General features: G+C 58.2%; 11 protein-coding genes. 9 read left to right on the plus strand and 2 right to left on the minus strand.

Translation table 11 applies throughout. The features are described from left to right. Positions 1 to 40: 40 nt before the first annotated feature. The 7 genes from KI612_RS02565 (at position 41) to KI612_RS02595 (ending at position 11235) form a co-directional block, all read left to right on the plus strand. Positions 41 to 1015, plus strand: coding sequence for a bile acid:sodium symporter family protein (locus KI612_RS02565; RefSeq protein ID WP_226442273.1), 975 nt, complete (start codon positions 41 to 43; stop codon positions 1013 to 1015). A gap of 336 nt (positions 1016 to 1351) precedes the next feature. After that, positions 1352 to 4150, plus strand: coding sequence for a DEAD/DEAH box helicase family protein (locus tag KI612_RS02570; protein WP_226442274.1), 2799 nt, complete (start codon positions 1352 to 1354; stop codon positions 4148 to 4150). 28 nt (positions 4151 to 4178) lie between these two features. Further along, the gene (gene dinD, locus KI612_RS02575) at positions 4179 to 5036 is read left to right on the plus strand and encodes a DNA damage-inducible protein D (protein WP_226442275.1); all 858 of its coding nucleotides are present in this window, start codon (positions 4179 to 4181) and stop codon (positions 5034 to 5036) included. 63 nt (positions 5037 to 5099) lie between these two features. Next, positions 5100 to 6800: a type I restriction-modification system subunit M gene (locus KI612_RS02580; protein ID WP_226442276.1), complete on the plus strand. Its 1701-nt coding sequence runs from the start codon at positions 5100 to 5102 to the stop codon at positions 6798 to 6800. Beyond that, positions 6797 to 8305, plus strand: coding sequence for a restriction endonuclease subunit S (locus KI612_RS02585; RefSeq protein ID WP_226442277.1), 1509 nt, complete (start codon positions 6797 to 6799; stop codon positions 8303 to 8305). The genes KI612_RS02580 and KI612_RS02585 overlap by 4 nt, the downstream gene beginning before the upstream one ends. A gap of 6 nt (positions 8306 to 8311) precedes the next feature. Next, positions 8312 to 10093, plus strand: a complete 1782-nt coding sequence (locus KI612_RS02590; protein ID WP_226442278.1) for a restriction system-associated AAA family ATPase — start codon at positions 8312 to 8314, stop codon at positions 10091 to 10093. After that, on the plus strand, positions 10093 to 11235 hold the full coding sequence (locus KI612_RS02595; RefSeq protein ID WP_226442279.1) for an HNH endonuclease: 1143 nt from the start codon (positions 10093 to 10095) through the stop codon (positions 11233 to 11235). The genes KI612_RS02590 and KI612_RS02595 overlap by 1 nt, the downstream gene beginning before the upstream one ends. A gap of 253 nt (positions 11236 to 11488) precedes the next feature. Here the strand turns inward: KI612_RS02595 and KI612_RS02600 are convergent, their stop codons facing one another. Further along, positions 11489 to 12691, minus strand: coding sequence for an ammonium transporter (locus tag KI612_RS02600; RefSeq protein ID WP_226442280.1), 1203 nt, complete (start codon positions 12689 to 12691; stop codon positions 11489 to 11491). A 158-nt stretch (positions 12692 to 12849) separates the two neighbouring features. Next, the gene (gene mltA, locus KI612_RS02605; RefSeq protein ID WP_226442281.1) at positions 12850 to 14094 is read right to left on the minus strand and encodes a murein transglycosylase A; all 1245 of its coding nucleotides are present in this window, start codon (positions 14092 to 14094) and stop codon (positions 12850 to 12852) included. A gap of 45 nt (positions 14095 to 14139) precedes the next feature. On the opposite strand from mltA, the gene KI612_RS02610 reads away from it, so the two are divergent. Then, positions 14140 to 15024, plus strand: coding sequence for an ATP-binding protein (locus KI612_RS02610; protein WP_226442282.1), 885 nt, complete (start codon positions 14140 to 14142; stop codon positions 15022 to 15024). Continuing rightward, positions 15021 to 15965: a Nudix family hydrolase gene (locus KI612_RS02615; RefSeq protein WP_226442283.1), complete on the plus strand. Its 945-nt coding sequence runs from the start codon at positions 15021 to 15023 to the stop codon at positions 15963 to 15965. The genes KI612_RS02610 and KI612_RS02615 overlap by 4 nt, the downstream gene beginning before the upstream one ends. Positions 15966 to 15975: the final 10 nt, after the last annotated feature.

Consider the following 15975-nt stretch of genomic DNA (forward strand, 5'->3'; position numbering starts at 1 on the left):
CGCGCCCGGACTTCATCGAACCCCAACAAGGTCATTCAACATGAAATTCAAATTCGACTGGTTTCTCAAAGGCATGCTGGTCGCCGTCGCCCTTGCCTTCATCTGGCCGGCACCCGGCGCCAAGGGCGGCTTCCTGCATCCGGAACTGCTCAACAAGATCGGTATCGCCCTGGTCTTCTTCCTCAACGGCCTGGGCCTCTCGCTGGCCTCGCTCAAGGACGGCGCCTTGCGCTGGAAGGTGCATCTGCTGATCCAGACCAGCACCTTCCTCGTCTTCCCCGTCCTCGGCTGGCTGCTGCTCAAGGCTTCCGGCGGCTGGATGGCGGCCGATCTGCAAACCGGCTTCTTTTACCTGTGCGCGCTGCCGTCTACCGTTTCCTCATCGGTCGCGCTCACCGTGGCGGCACGCGGCAACGTGCCGGTTGCCGTTTTCAACGCCACCCTGTCGAGCCTGCTCGGCGTCGTCCTGACGCCGTTCTGGATGGCCTGGATACTTGGGAGCGGCGGGGGCGGCTTCGACGTCTGGCCGGTCATCATCGACCTGCTGCTCTGGCTGGTGCTGCCCCTGGTGCTCGGTCAGCTCTCGCGTCCGGCACTCGCTACCTGGGCCAGCCGCAATAAAGGCCGTATCCAGATCGTCGACCGGCTGACCATCCTGACCCTGGTCTACACCTCCTTTGCCGATACGGTGAAGGAGGGCGTCTGGTCCAACTACGGCCCGCTCATCCTGCTCGAAACCATCGTCGGCAGTACGCTCCTGTTCGCGATCGTCCTCGCCCTGACCCGCCTGCTCGGTCGCCTGCTCGGCCTGCCGATCGAAGACCGGATCGCCGCCGTATTCTGCGGTTCGAAAAAAACGCTGGCCTCCGGCGTGCCGATGGCCCATCTCATCTTCGGTGCCAATCCGGCGCTCGGCCTGATCCTGATGCCGATCATGATCTACCACCCCCTGCAACTGGCGGTCGGCGGCGTGCTGGCGCAGCGCTGGGCCGGGCGGGATACACCGGCGTCCTAGTTGTCCGGCCGGCGATCGACAAAAAGCCCCGCACTTTTGGCGGGGCTTTTTCATTTGGATCATCGGGCGTATTTATAGGGCATATGTCGCGTAGAGGTATGGTCTGTTGGGGTCTGATATTCGGCCTAAGCGGCCATCCAATCGCACTCTTCGCCCGGCATTTTCGTTGTGGTACAGACGTTCAACGCGATCCACAAAACTTCGGCCGATTTGGATCGGCATGCGGAGACACTTCGCTATCCCTGTTCATTCAATTAACATGCCCCCTTTACCAACGGTTTCGTAGGCGAACGGGTCTCCAAATGCGTCAGCGGTACATAGCCAGCCAGGTAAGTCATGAGCAAATCTGAAGCACAAACCCGCTCCGATCTTATTGACCAGCATCTGGCCCTGTCCGGCTGGAACGTCAAGGACCCTACGCAGGTCGTGGAAGAGTTCGACATTCTGACCGCGCTTCCCGAAGGTGTAGCCGAGCCGCGTTCCCGCTACGAAGGCCATCAGTTCAGTGACTACGTTCTGCTAGGCAAAGACCGCAAGCCACTCGCCGTTGTCGAAGCCAAGAAGTCCAGCCGTGATGCCGCCATTGGCCGGGAACAAGCCAAGCAGTACTGCTACAACATCCAGAAACAACTCGGTGGCGAGTTGCCATTCTGCTTCTATACCAATGGCCTGGAAACCTATTTCTGGGATCTGGAAAATGCCCCGCCGCGCAAGGTCGTCGGCTTTCCGACTCGCGACGATCTGGAACGCTTTGCCTACATCCGACGTAATCGCAAGCCGCTGACACAGGAATTCATCAACACCTCCATTGCCGGGCGTGACTATCAGATTCGCGCCATTCGCTCGGTGCTCGAAGGCATTGAGCAAAGAAAACGCAATTTCCTGCTGGTCATGGCCACCGGTACGGGCAAGACCCGAACCTGTATCGCCATGATCGATGCGCTGATGCGTGGCGGGCATGCCGAAAGGGTGTTGTTTCTGGTTGATCGTATTGCTCTACGGGAACAGGCGCTAGGCGCTTTTAAAGAGCACATGCCCAACGAGCCACGCTGGCCGAACCTGGGTGAAAAGCTGATCGCGAAGGACCGGCGTATTTATGTCGCCACCTACCCGACGATGCTCAACATCATCCGGGACGAGGTACAGCACCTTTCGCCACACTTCTTCGACTTCATCGTGGTCGATGAAAGCCATCGCTCGATCTACAACACCTACGGCGACGTACTCGACTACTTCAAGACCATTACTCTGGGTTTGACGGCGACACCGACCGACATCATCGACCACAACACCTTCCAGCTATTCCATTGCGAAGACGGCCTGCCGACTTTTGCCTATACCTTCGAAGAAGCCGTCAACAATAAGCCGCCCTACCTCTGCAATTTTCAGGTCATGAAAATTCAGACCAAGTTCCAGATGGAAGGCATCAGCAAGCGCACCATTTCGCTCGAAGACCAGAAAAAGCTGATCCTGCAAGGCAAGGAGGTTGAAGAAATCAACTTTGAAGGCTCTCAACTCGAAAAGCAGGTGATCAACAAGGGTACCAATACGTTGATCGTCCGCGAGTTCATGGAAGAGTCAATCAAGGACGCCAACGGCGTGCTGCCGGGCAAAACCATCTTCTTCTGTGCCACCAAGGCGCATGCCCGGCGGATGGAAGAAATTTTCGACAAGCTCTACCCGCAATACCACGGCGAACTGGCCAAGGTGCTCGTCTCCGACGATCCGCGCGTATACGGCAAGGGTGGTCTGCTCGATCAATTCACCAACAATGACATGCCGCGCATTGCGATCAGCGTGGATATGCTCGATACCGGCATCGACGTGCGCGAGATCGTTAATCTCGTATTCGCCAAACCGGTCTATTCCTACACCAAGTTCTGGCAGATGGTTGGACGCGGCACCCGCCTGCTGGAAAGCAACAAACCCAAGCCCTGGTGCACCGAGAAGGATGTTTTCCTGATTCTCGATTGCTGGGACAACTTCGAATATTTCAAGCTCAATCCCAAAGGCAAGGAACTCAAACCGCAGTTGCCTTTGCCGGTCCGGCTGGTCGGCCTGCGGCTCGACAAAATCGAGAAAGCCGTCGACAGTGGCCTGGCCGACATTGCGGAGCGCGAAATCACCAAACTTCGCCGGCAGATTGCCGCGCTGCCCAAGACCTCAGTCGTCATCAAGGAGGCCGCTGCTGCGCTGTCACGGCTAGAAGAAGAAAACTTCTGGATCAGCCTTACCCACCAGAAGCTCGAATTCCTGCGAACCGAAATCAAACCGCTGTTCCGCACCGTTTCCGAAGCCGACTTCAAGGCCATGCGTTTCGAGCGCGACCTGCTCGAATACTCGCTAGCCTTGCTTAACGAAGAAAAGGAACAAGCAGCGACCATCCAGGAGGGCATCGTCGAACAAATCAGCGAACTGCCGCTCTCGGTGAGCTTCGTCAAACAGGAAGAAGCCCTGATTCGCGCCGCGCAATCCAGCCACTACTGGGCCAAAGCCGATGAAGACGCCTACGACGAACTGGTGATCAAACTTGGTCCGCTAATGAAGTTCCGTGAACAGCCAACGGGAGAGGGCCAGACGCATCTCGATCTGGTCGACGAACTGCACAAGAAGGAATGGGTGGAGTTCGGCCCGCAACACGAGGCGGTCAACATCGCCCGTTACCGGGAAATGGTTGAAGTCCTGATTGCCGAGCTGACCGATCACAACCCGGTACTACAGAAAATCAAGAACGGCGAAACGGTGAGAGCCGACGAGGCCGATCAACTGGCCGAGCTCCTGCACGAAGAACACCCACACATCACCGAAGACCTGTTGCGCCAGGTCTACAAAAACCGCAAGGCACGTTTCATCCAGTTCATCCGCCATATCCTTGGCATCGAAACCCTGAAAAGCTTTCCGGACGAAGTCAGTGCAGCCTTCGATCAATTCATTCGCGCCCACACCACGCTGAGCAGCCGCCAGATGGAGTTTCTCAAGCTGCTCAAGGACTTCATCATCGAGCGCGAACGGGTAGAGAAGAAGGACCTGATCAGCGCACCATTCACTGTCATCCACCCGCAAGGCATCCGTGGCGTGTTCAGCCCGGCTGAAATCAACGAAATTCTTCAACTCACTGAGCGTCTTGCCGCTTAACAACAAACAGGAATAAAAGGGAGTCACTATGCAATCTGGCGCGATTCAATTACTGACTAACCAATTTGACGCCCTGGCCCAGCAGACTCCGGACGAAGGCATTGAATTCTGGTTCGCTCGCGATCTCATGGAGCCGCTTGGCTACAACCGCTGGGAGAACTTTCAGAATGCGATCAACCGCGCCATCGAGTCCTGTGAAACCACTGGTTACGCGGTTAGCGACCATTTTCGTGGCGTCACGAAAATGGTCAGACTTGGTAGCGGCGCCGAGCGTCTCATCGACGACTACATGCTCACCCGCTACGCCTGCTACCTGATCGCCCAGAACGGCGACCCGCGCAAGGAGCCGATCGCCTTTGCCCAAAGCTACTTTGCCATCCAGACCCGCAAGCAGGAACTGATCGAAGATCGCATGCGCCTGCAAGCCCGGCTTGATGCCCGCGAGCGCCTGCGCGAATCGGAAAAGACACTTTCCCAGAACATCTATGAACGCGGCGTCGACGATGCCGGTTTTGGCCGTATCCGCTCCCAGGGCGACGCGGCGCTCTTCGGCGGCCATACCACCCAGGCCATGAAGGACCGTTTTGGCATCACCAAGACCCGCCCATTGGCCGATTTCCTGCCCACCCTGACCATTGCGGCCAAGAACCTGGCGACCGAAATCACCAATCACAACGTCAGCCAGGACAACCTGCAAGGCGAGCGCGCCATCACCCGCGAGCATGTGCAGAACAACGAAAGCGTACGCGACATGCTGGGTCAGCGCGGCATCAAGCCGGAACAACTGCCGCCGGAAGAAGACATCAAAAAGCTGGAACGCCGCGTCAAATCCGAGGAAAGGAAGCTCGTCCAGCAATCGGGTACACTGCCGGCCCCGAAAGAATAAGTCGCTCGCGCGCCATCGCCATCTGCCGGTCAGCGTACACGCTACCGGCCAAGGATCATCAACATGCTGCAAAACAACCCCGAACTCAGAGGCAAGATCGAACAGCTCTGGAACAAATTCTGGAGCGGCGGCATCAGCAATCCGCTGACTGCCATCGAGCAGATCACCTACCTGCTGTTCATGAAGCGCCTCGACGAGCTGGACTTGAAGCGCCAGTCCGACGCTGAATTTACCGGCGAGCCCTACCAATCAAAGTTCGTTGGCTCGTGGATTCCACCCGAATACCGTGCGCGGCGCGAAGATAATGATAGCGATGCCGATTGGGCCAGGAAGCAGGAAGACGAAAAGCGCTACGCCATCGACAGGCGCCGCCTGCGCTGGAGCGAATTCAAGCGCATGCAGGCCGAAGACATGCTGCAGCATGTCCAGAGCAAGGTTTTCCCCTTTCTCAAGGACTTGAACGGCGCCGAATCCAACTTCACCCACCACATGAAGAATGCGGTGTTCATCATCCCCAAGCCAATGCTGCTGGTGGAAGCGGTGAAGACCATCGACGAAATCTTCGAGGTCATGGAGCGCGACTCGCGGATCAACGGCCAGGCCTTCCAGGACATTCAGGGCGATGTCTATGAAATGCTGCTTTCCGAAATCGCCACTGCCGGCAAGAACGGTCAGTTCCGCACCCCACGCCACATCATCAAGCTGATGGCCGACCTGGTGCAGCCGCAACTCGGCCACAAGATCGCCGATCCGGCCTGCGGTTCCGGCGGCTTTCTGCTCGGTGCCTACCAGTACATCGTCACCCAGCTCGCCATCCGGGCAGACACAAAAAATCTTGTCCCCGATGAAGACGGTTTCGTCCGCACTTCGGTTGCCGCCAGCCTCACCGCCGACGCCCAGAAAATCCTACAGGAATCCCTCTGGGGCTACGACATCGACGCCACCATGGTGCGCCTGGGGCTGATGAACCTGATGATGCACGGCATCGACGAGCCGCATATCGACTACCAGGACACGCTCTCCAAGGGCTACACCGAAGAAGCTCAATACGACATCGTGATGGCCAACCCGCCCTTCACCGGCAGCATCGACAAGGGCGATATCAACGAAAACCTGCAACTCGCCACCACCAAGACCGAACTGCTCTTCGTCGAGAACATCTACCGCCTACTGAAAAAAGGCGGCACCGCTTGCGTCATCGTGCCGCAAGGCGTGCTCTTCGGTTCCGGCGGTGCCTTCAAGACCCTTCGTCAACTGCTGGTCGAACGCTGCGATCTCAAGGCCGTCATCACTCTACCCAGCGGCGTCTTCAAGCCCTATGCCGGGGTTAGTACCGCCATCCTGCTCTTCACCAAGGTTTATGGGGCGAAGGACAAGGTCGACCGACCAGCCACCGAACAGGTCTGGTTCTACGGAATGCAGGCCGACGGCTACGACCTCGACGACAAACGCAGAAAACGGGAAGGCTATGGCGACCTGCAGGATATCGTCGCCAGATACCACGCCCGTCATGCCGCAACCGACAACGAGCGCACGGCCCAATGCTTCATGGTGCCGCGCAGCGAAATCGAGGCAGAAGGCTACGACCTCTCGCTTTCCCGTTACAAGGAAGACGTGTTTGAGGAAGTGCAGTACGACGCGCCCGGCGTGATTCTGGATCGGTTGATTCGGGCCGAGGTAGGGGATGTAGACGAGATTGAACTTGCCAAGGTGCAGAGCGGGATTGTGCGGGAACTCTTGGAATTAAAAGGAATGGTTGGATGACTCCGCTCCTGCTCGGTGATTTGTTTGAACTGAAATATGGGAAATCGCTCCGCAAAGATCAGCGAAACGAAGGTGCGGTTCCTGTATTTGGCTCAAATGGGCAGGTTGATAGCCACAATGAAAGCTTAATCAATTTCCCAACGATTATTGTTGGCCGCAAAGGCTCGATTGGGGAGGTTCATTTCGTCAAGACACCCAGCTGGCCTATCGATACCACTTATTTCGTAGAACCTCGTGGCGAGCATGAGTTCAGCCTTGATTGGCTCTATCGTCTTTTGCGGACATTACGTCTACAAGAACTTAATCGCTCAGCCGCTATTCCTGGGTTAAATAGAGATGACGTCTATCGCATTCCAGTTCTTCTTCCATCTTTCGAAGACCAAATCCGCATCGCCCACCTGCTAGGTAAGGTGGAAGGGCTGATCGCCCAGCGTAAACAACACCTGCAACAACTCGATGACTTGCTCAAGAGCGTATTTCTGGAAATGTTTGGCGACCCTATCGTTAATCCGAAAGGATTTCCCATAAGGCGCTTATCGGATTTCTACGTTAATCCGAAAGAAGGAACCAAATGCGGCCCATTCGGTAGCGCCTTGAAAAAGGAAGAGCTTGTCGAGTCAGGCATCCCCGTCTGGAACATGGACAACATAGGTCCCGCTGGGCAAATAGCTTTGCCTTTCCGCATGTGGATCACCTCCGACAAATACGCCGAACTAGCTGCGTACAATCTACAAGATGGCGACATTGTCATTTCTCGCGCCGGAACTGTTGGCAAAATGTGCGTGGTACGCATGCAGGGGCAACCGGCCATCATCAGCACCAATCTGATCCGCCTTCGTCTTGGTGCTGAACTTCGTCCCCTACATTTCGTTTCGCTAATGCTTTACTGCAAGGGCCGGGTGGGACGTTTGAAGACAGGGGCTGACGGGGCGTTCACCCATATGAACACCGGGGTCCTGGATTCTCTCGAATTCCCGTATCCGCCCATCAAGCTGCAAGATCAATTTGCTGAAGTTGCCCACAAGGTTGAGGAGATTAAATCCAGCTACCAGCAAAGCCTCGACCACCTTGAAACCCTCTACGGCGCCCTGAGCCAGAGGGCCTTCAAGGGCGAACTGAATTTGTCTTTGGTAAATATACCAGGCCAAAAAACACAGGCAAACAATCCAAAAGACAACAATCAACAGTCACCAGACCACGAACAGCACTTAAAGCACGAGAATTCACGTTTGCTGGCAACCCTTGAGGGCAGAATCAAACTCCTTCGCCAAATGTTTGACGACGCAATTAATGAGTTGTGGCGTGGTGGTGACTTTGATGTCGACATGTTTTGGATTGACGCATTATCCGATTCGCTTGAATTTGTTGATGAGAATAGTGAACCGTTTGGAGTAGCGGAATGCGAGCACTTGAAGAAATGGGTTTTTGAAATGCTTGACTCTGGTCACCTTGAACAGCGTTATGACGAATTTCTTGGATTGACACTATCAAAATCGGCAAAGTAGATACCAATGAAGCTGCTGAGGATTAAAATCACAGACCCAGTGGGCTTTCGCAGCCTGCCCTGTGGCTTTGAGCACCACTTCCGCAATGAATGGACGCTACAGGATGAACTGGCCCGGCCCGCCGACTTTTCCCCTTTCGTCTGCGCCGGCCCCAATGGCAGCGGCAAATCCAATCTACTCGAAGCCCTGGCGGCGATCTTCTATCAGCTCGAAGTGCTGCGCGTACGCCGCAGCTTTCTGCCCGAAGCCCTGCAGGGTGAAAACCAGGATTCCTCGCCCACGGCTTTTGAGATGGATTATCTGATCCGGGTGCCGGCGCAATATCGACGCCAGGATGGCCCGGCGTGGGCCAGGGTTAGTGTCTGGAGAAACCCCGGCGAGTCCGTACGCTTTCGCTGGGATAACCAGGCAGATTTCAGTGCCGACCCGAATGAAGCCTTCAAGGGCGGGCACGCCGACATTCTCTTGCCCGAGTATGTGCTGGGCTATTCATCGGGCGAAAACGAAATCCTCAGCCTGCCTTTCTTCAAAATGCGCTTTGTGCAGTACGACGAATACTGGCAGGCACTTGCACAGCAACTGCCTTATCCTGGCCACCCGGAAACGCGCCTGGCCTATCTCGACAACGGTTTCAGCCAGGCCATCCTGCTCTGCAACCTGTTGTTCCAGGACGAAGCGAGCTTGCAGCCTTTCCGTGAAGATGTCGGCGTCGAGACGCTGAAGGAATTCCGCATCATCATCCGGCGCAGCATTGAAGTAACGGCCAAGCAGGCGGCGCAATTGACTTCCGGCGACTATGTCTTGCCAAATGAGTCGCAAGACAGCCGCTTCGCCGACAACCCAGCGATTTCCTTAAACCCAGAAAGCGGCGGCTACATCGTCCATCTGACGCAGCGCCTGGAAAGCGACGAACGCACCTCGATCATAGAAAAGCTCAAGCGCTGCGCGACCTTGAGCTACAGAGATGAGGAAACCGATTCACTGATCTTCGACTATTGGGTCAATAACGCCACCAGGGCGGCATTTCGCAACAATTTCGATGACTCGGCGCTGTCCCTGTTCCAGGCCTTTCAGGTATTGCTGACACTGAACCTCTATGCGGTCAGCGAAGAACTCAAGACCGACATTTATCGCTCCAACAGCCATTACGTCAGCGAAACGGTTCCAACCCTGGCCTCCGATCAGCGCATCATGCGCTTCAAGTTCGTCAAGTTCACGAAGCAAGGCGCCAGCGAACCGATGATGCTCAAGGAACTCTCGGATGGCGAACATCAATTACTGCACAGCCTAGGGTTGTGCCTGTTGTTCCGCAACACCAACAGCCTGTTCCTGCTCGACGAGCCGGAAACCCATTTCAACCCGGACTGGCGGGCCAACTTCATCAGTCAGTTGCGCCAGTGCCTGCCGGGCAATGGCGATGTCGGGCAGGAAATGCTGATCACCACCCACACGCCGTTCCTGATCTCGGACAGCAAGCCGGACAAGGTGCTGATCTTCAAGAAGGACAAGACCAGCGGCGCGGTCAGCATCAGCAAGCCCGAGTACAACACTCTGGGTGCCTCGATCAACAAGATCACCATGAGCACCTTCGGCAAACGGGAAACCATCGGCGGGCACGCGCAAGCCTTGCTGGAGGCCTTGCGCGCTCGCTTTGAACATGGCGGCGAGAACGAAGAAGAACTGATCGCCGAAATTCAGCGCGAACTGGGCGACTCGGTGGAAAAGGTCCTGTTGATCAATGCCATTCTCGACCGCCAGGAGAGAAAAGGCCGAGCGGAGCAAGGCTGATGCTGTTTCCCTACACCTATGTGCCGCACCAAATGGAGAAGATGCAGAAGTTCATCGATTTCATCTTCTTTGAGGTGTGGAGCAAGGCGCCGATTGGGCAGGAATTCCACACGGACCTTTTCATCGGCGAGCCAGACCTGCAAGAGGTCATGTCAGAGTTTGGTTTTTCAAAGCACGCGCCAGAACGGGGAAAAGCGTTTTACAAGGACGTCAAAGCGATTTATCAGTTGTTTTCATCTCTGCCGCCGCAGGAGATAGACCAGTTCAAGCAGTGGTACTTGGGAAATAACGATATTGAAAAGATCTGCGCCAACGATCCTGCAACGCCACTCACTTGCTATGCAGACATTCCTGCCGCCCACAAAGATCTGACAGAAAAGCTTAAGTTATTTTTCAAAGAGCTCTATTCGCCGCGTTCCTTGCTCGATTTGGCCGCACTAAGGGCAAAAATAGGAAACATCGACGACCACTATCGCGCCTTCTCGTCCGTCAACAAATCGGGCAAATGTCCGTTCTGCGGAATCAGCTATTTACTGGGTGAGAATCACACCCCGCGCGAAGCCTACGACCATTACCTGCCAAAAGCACTCTATCCTTTCAATTCCATCAACTTCAGAAATCTTGTTCCCGCCTGCCACCACTGCAACAGCAGTTACAAGACCAGCAAAGATCCGGCGCATGAGAAGAAACCTAGCGCTGGAGGAGCAGTCCGCCGCAAGATTTTCTACCCGTTCGCAACAGCACCCTACGCCATAGATGTGCAGGTGACGTTCGATCACGCGAATATCGAAAAACTGACGCCTACAGAGATCAAACTCACGTTCGGTCCAGCCGCTCTGGTCGAACAGATCGAGACCTGGAAAGATGTTTATGGCATCGAAGAGCGGTACCGGGGAAAGCTATTGAGTGGAGACGGTAAGGCCTGGCTGGAAGAGGTTTTTACTGAATGGCGTTGGCACGATAAATTTGCAGGGGCGGAAGGACAAACACCTGACAAATACCTGCAAGTCGTGAAGCGCCACGCGGAGCAATCGCCCTATGCCAATGAAAATTTTCTGAAGAATGGTTTTCTTCAGGCCTGCAAAAATGCGGGGGTATTCGTACCGATTGCGAAACAAGAAGCTGCGCCTCAAATACCCTGACGGGATACCAGCTTGATGGGGCGATGGGACATTCGATCAAGTTCTCTGGCGTTGTATTCGATTCCTATATCACGAGGTCAAAAGGCAGAAATCCAACCGATTGCCGTCATTCTCCTAGACACCGGCTGCCGGCAGCTATTGGCCGAATAGCTGAAGTTGAAAAAGAGAGGCCCGGCAATCGCCGGGCCTCTCTTACATCGACAGTCCGACAGGCTTTACACGCGCCTGACAGACATTATTTCCAACCAGCGCTTTACCAGTTCGGTTCGCGCTCCGGCGTTGCCGTGATCTTGTGGATGCTGAGGTCGGCGCCGTCGTATTCTTCTTCCTGGTCGAGGCGGATGCCGAACAGGCGCTTCAGGGTGCCGTACACCAGTGTGCCGCCGATCAGGGCGACGCAGATGGCCATCGCGGTCATGATCAGTTGTGGCATGAAGGCGATGCCGCCGGCGCCGCCGAGGGCCTTGCTGCCGAAGATGCCGGCGGCGATGCCGCCCCAGGCGCCGCACAGGCCGTGCAGCGGCCAGACGCCGAGCACGTCGTCGATCTTCCAGCGGTTCTGGGTCAGCGTGAACATGATCACGAACAGGGCGCCGGCAATGCCGCCGACGGCCAGGGCACCGATCGGGTGCATGATGTCGGAGCCGGCACATACTGCAACCAGGCCGGCGAGCGGGCCGTTGTGTACGAAGCCGGGGTCGTTCTTGCCGAGCACCATGGCGACCAGCGTGCCGCCGACCATGGCCATCAGCGAGTTGAGGGCGACCAGGCCGGAGATCTTGTCGAGCGTCTGCGCACTCATGACGTTGAAGCCGAACCAGCCGACGGTCAGGATCCAGGCGCCGAGCGCCAGGAAGGGAATCGATGACGGCGGGTGGGCGGAGATGCGGCCATCCTTGCTGTAGCGGCCGTAGCGTGGCCCGAGCAGGAGCACGGCGGGCAGGGCGATCCAGCCGCCCATGGCATGCACGACAACAGAGCCGGCAAAGTCGTGGAACTCTTCACCGAAGGTCGCTTTCAGCCAGGCCTGGATGCCGAAGGCCTGGTTCCAGGCGATGCCTTCAAAGAACGGATAAACGAAGCCGACGAGCAGGAAGGTGGCGGCCAGTTGCGGGTGGAACTTGGCGCGCTCGGCGATGCCGCCCGAGATGATGGCCGGGATGGCGGCGGCGAAGGTGAGCAGGAAGAAGAACTTGGTCAGTTCGAAGCCGTTCTTTTCCATCAGCGTTTCGACGCCGGTGAAGAAATGCGTGCCGTAGGCGATGCCGTAGCCGATGAAGAAATAGGCGATGGTCGAGATGCCGAAGTCGGTCAGGATCTTGACCAGGGCATTGACCTGGTTTTTCTTGCGGACGGTGCCGACTTCGAGAAAGGCAAAGCCGGCGTGCATGGCCAGCACCATGATGGCGCCGAGCAGGATGAACAGCACGTTGCTGCTGGATTGATACGCTTCCATGAAACCCCCGATTCAAAAGACCGGGGGAGGAAAGCAAGCACCATTCCAGTGCGTGCTTTCCTTTTCAAATCAGTGCGTTATTTTTCCGTGCTTGATGAAATAAGCACCGACATGGTGCGTTTTTTAACTAATGTGCAATCGATTGGTGCGCGCTTGCCTTATTTGAGTGCAGCCTCGGGCGGCAGCAGCAACCAGATGCGTCCGGACTGTTTCATGCGTCCGGCCTGTTCGCCCGCTTCCTTGCCGAAGCCCCAGAAAAAGTCGGCGCGTACGGCGCCCTTGATCGCCCCGCCGGTGTCCTGCGCCATCACCAGGCGGTTCAGCGGCTGCGCCGAATTGGGGCGGGTGGTGGCGAGGAAGGCCGGCGTGCCGAGTGGCACCGAGCGCGGGTCGATGGCGATGCTGCGCTCGGGCGTGAGTGGTACGCCGAGGGCGCCGACCGGGCCGTCCTTGCTGTTCGGCACTTCACGGAAGAAGACGTAGCTCGGGTTGCTGTTGAGCAGGTCGTTGAGGCGGGCCGGATTGGCGCGCGCCCAGTTCTGGATGCCCTGCATCGAGGCTTCTTCAAGCTTCAGTTCGCCACGCTCGACCAATACCCTGCCGATCGACTGGTAGGGGTGGCCGTTCTGGTCGGCGTAGTTGAGGCGGACCTGGCTGCCGTCCTGGAGCTGGACGCGGCCGGAACCCTGGACCTGCAGGAAGAAGAGCTCGACCGCATCGTCAACGTAGAGCAGGGTGCGGCCGGGCAGACGGTCGCCACGCGCGGTGATTTCGGCGCGCGACCAGTAGGGCACGACCTTGTTGCCTTCGAGGCGGCCACGCACGCGCTTGTCCTTGAGTTCGGGGAAGACGGCGGAGAGGTCGATGGTCAGCAGATCGTCCGGCACGCCGCGCACCGGCTGCTCGAAGCCGCGCGTCGCCTGCCGGCTGCCGCGCAGCAACGGCTCGTAATAGCCGGTGACCAGGCCATTCGGGTTCGCGTCGGCGGCGAGGATGGCGTAGGGGCGCAGGTGGTTTTCGAAGAACTGGCGGGCGTCCTTGCTGCTCAGGCTGGGGCCGGCGGCTTTGGCCAGGTCGCAGACGCGCTTCCAGGCCGGGCCGTGCGGCTTGCTCGCCATGCCGCGGCAGGATTGCAGGAAGGCGGGCCAGGCGGCAGCGTGGTCGTCCTCGGCCCAGCCCGGCAGCTCGTTCCAGGTGCCCGCTTGCAGGCTGCGCGAGAAAGCGGTGGGGGCGGTTGGCGCCGGGGCGGGTGCCGATGTGGCGACGGCGGGCGGGCAGCTCGGGCAGGCGGCGCAGGGCGCGCAGGCGGCTGGTGCTTCACTGAACGGAATGCTGCTGCAGCCGGCGAGCAGGGCGGCCGCGAGTACGGTCAGGGAGAGAAATGCAGCTTGGAGTTTTGGCATGGCTTTCGTTAGAGTTCGCAATTCGCCGCGAAGTATAAAACGATCATGCCCAACACTCCTCCGCTTGAACGCCTGCTTGCCCGGGCCGAAGCCGTCCTTGCCCGTTTCGAGGCGACCCTGCCGCCGCTTTCGCCGCTGCCCGACTGGAATGCCGCCGTCGCCTTCCGCTGGCGCAAGCGCGACGGGCGCGGCTGGCTGCAGCCGGTGCCGCATCCGCACCCGATCCGTCTCGCCGATCTCGAGAACGTCGACGACCAGAAGGCGCGCATCACGCTCAACACGCAGCAGTTCGTCGCCGGCCGCGGCGCCAACAACGTCCTGCTGACCGGCGCCCGCGGTTGCGGCAAGTCGTCGCTGGTCAAGGCGGTGCTCAACGAGTTCAGCGCCCAGGGCCTGCGCCTGATCGAGGTGGACAAGGACGATCTGGTCGATCTGCTCGATATTGTCGATGTGCTGGACGGTCGACCGGAAAAATTCATCATTTTCTGCGACGACCTCTCCTTCGAGGCCGGCGAAACCGCCTACAAGGCGCTGAAGACGGTGCTCGACGGCTCGATCGCGGCGCCGCCCGACAATGTGCTGATCTACGCGACCTCGAACCGGCGTCACCTGTTGCCGGAGTATTTCTCCGAGAACCTGGAGACGACGCGCGTCAATGAGGAAATTCATCCCGGCGAGGCGACCGAGGAGAAGATCTCGCTGTCCGAGCGCTTCGGCCTGTGGATTTCGTTTTACCCGTTCAGCCAGGACGATTACCTGGCCATCGTCTATCACTGGCTGCGCGAGTTCGGCGTCAGCGAGACGGTGATTGCCGCCTGCGAGCGCGATGCACTGAACTGGGCGCTCGGTCGCGGCTCGCGTTCCGGTCGCGTCGCCTGGCAGTTCGCGCGCGATCTCGCCGGCCAGCAGGCGGGGACGGCTGCGCGATGAGCAAGATCGTCCAGGTTGCGGCCGCCGTCATGTTGCGTGCCGACGGGCGCGAGTTCCTGCTGGCGCAACGCCCCGAAGGCAAGGTCTATGCAGGCTACTGGGAGTTTCCCGGCGGCAAGGTCGAGCCGGGTGAAAATTATCGTCAGGCGCTGATCCGCGAATTGCACGAAGAACTCGGCATCACGGTGACCGAATGTTCGCCCTGGCTGACGCGCGAATTCACCTATCCGCATGCAACGGTGCGCCTGGAATTCTGGCGTGTCACGGCGTGGACCGGTGAGATCGGCATTACCGCGCCGCTGGAGCACTCAGCGGTCGACTGGCTGGAAATGGGCAAAACGCCGCATGTCGCGCCCATCCTGCCGGCCAATGGTCCGATCCTGAAGGGCCTGGCCTTGCCGACCAGCATGGCGATCACGCAGGGCGAAGTCGAAGGTGTCGAGCGTCAGCTCGAGCGCCTCGAAGAAGCCCTGGCTGGCGGCTTGCGCCTGATCCAGGTGCGTGACAAGGGCTGGCCGGCGGCGCAGCGCCTGTGGTTCGCCGAAAGCGTCGTACGTCTGGCGCATGAGCATGGCGCGCTGGTCGTCATCAACGATAGCGAGGAAATCGCCCGCATGGTCGGGGCGGACGGTGTGCATTTGTCGGCGACGAGTCTGGCCGCCTGTACGACGCGCCCCGATTTCACCTGGGTCGGGGCTTCCTGCCACACGGCTGCGGAAATCCGCCGGGCCGGCGAGCTGGAGCTCGATTACGCGCTGTTCGGCCCGGTTTTGCCGACGCAGACGCATCCGGAGGCGAGCGGGCTGGGCTGGGATGAATTCGCCCGTCAGCTGGCCGGCAATACGATTCCGGTCTTTGCGCTGGGCGGGATGCAAAAGGCCATGCTGGGCGAAGCGCAGGCACATGGGGCGCATGGCATCGCCATGCTGCGCGGCTGGTAATTGCCGGGGG

The organism is Quatrionicoccus australiensis, assembly GCF_020510525.1.
GTDB classification, from domain to species: domain Bacteria; phylum Pseudomonadota; class Gammaproteobacteria; order Burkholderiales; family Rhodocyclaceae; genus Azonexus; species Azonexus australiensis_B.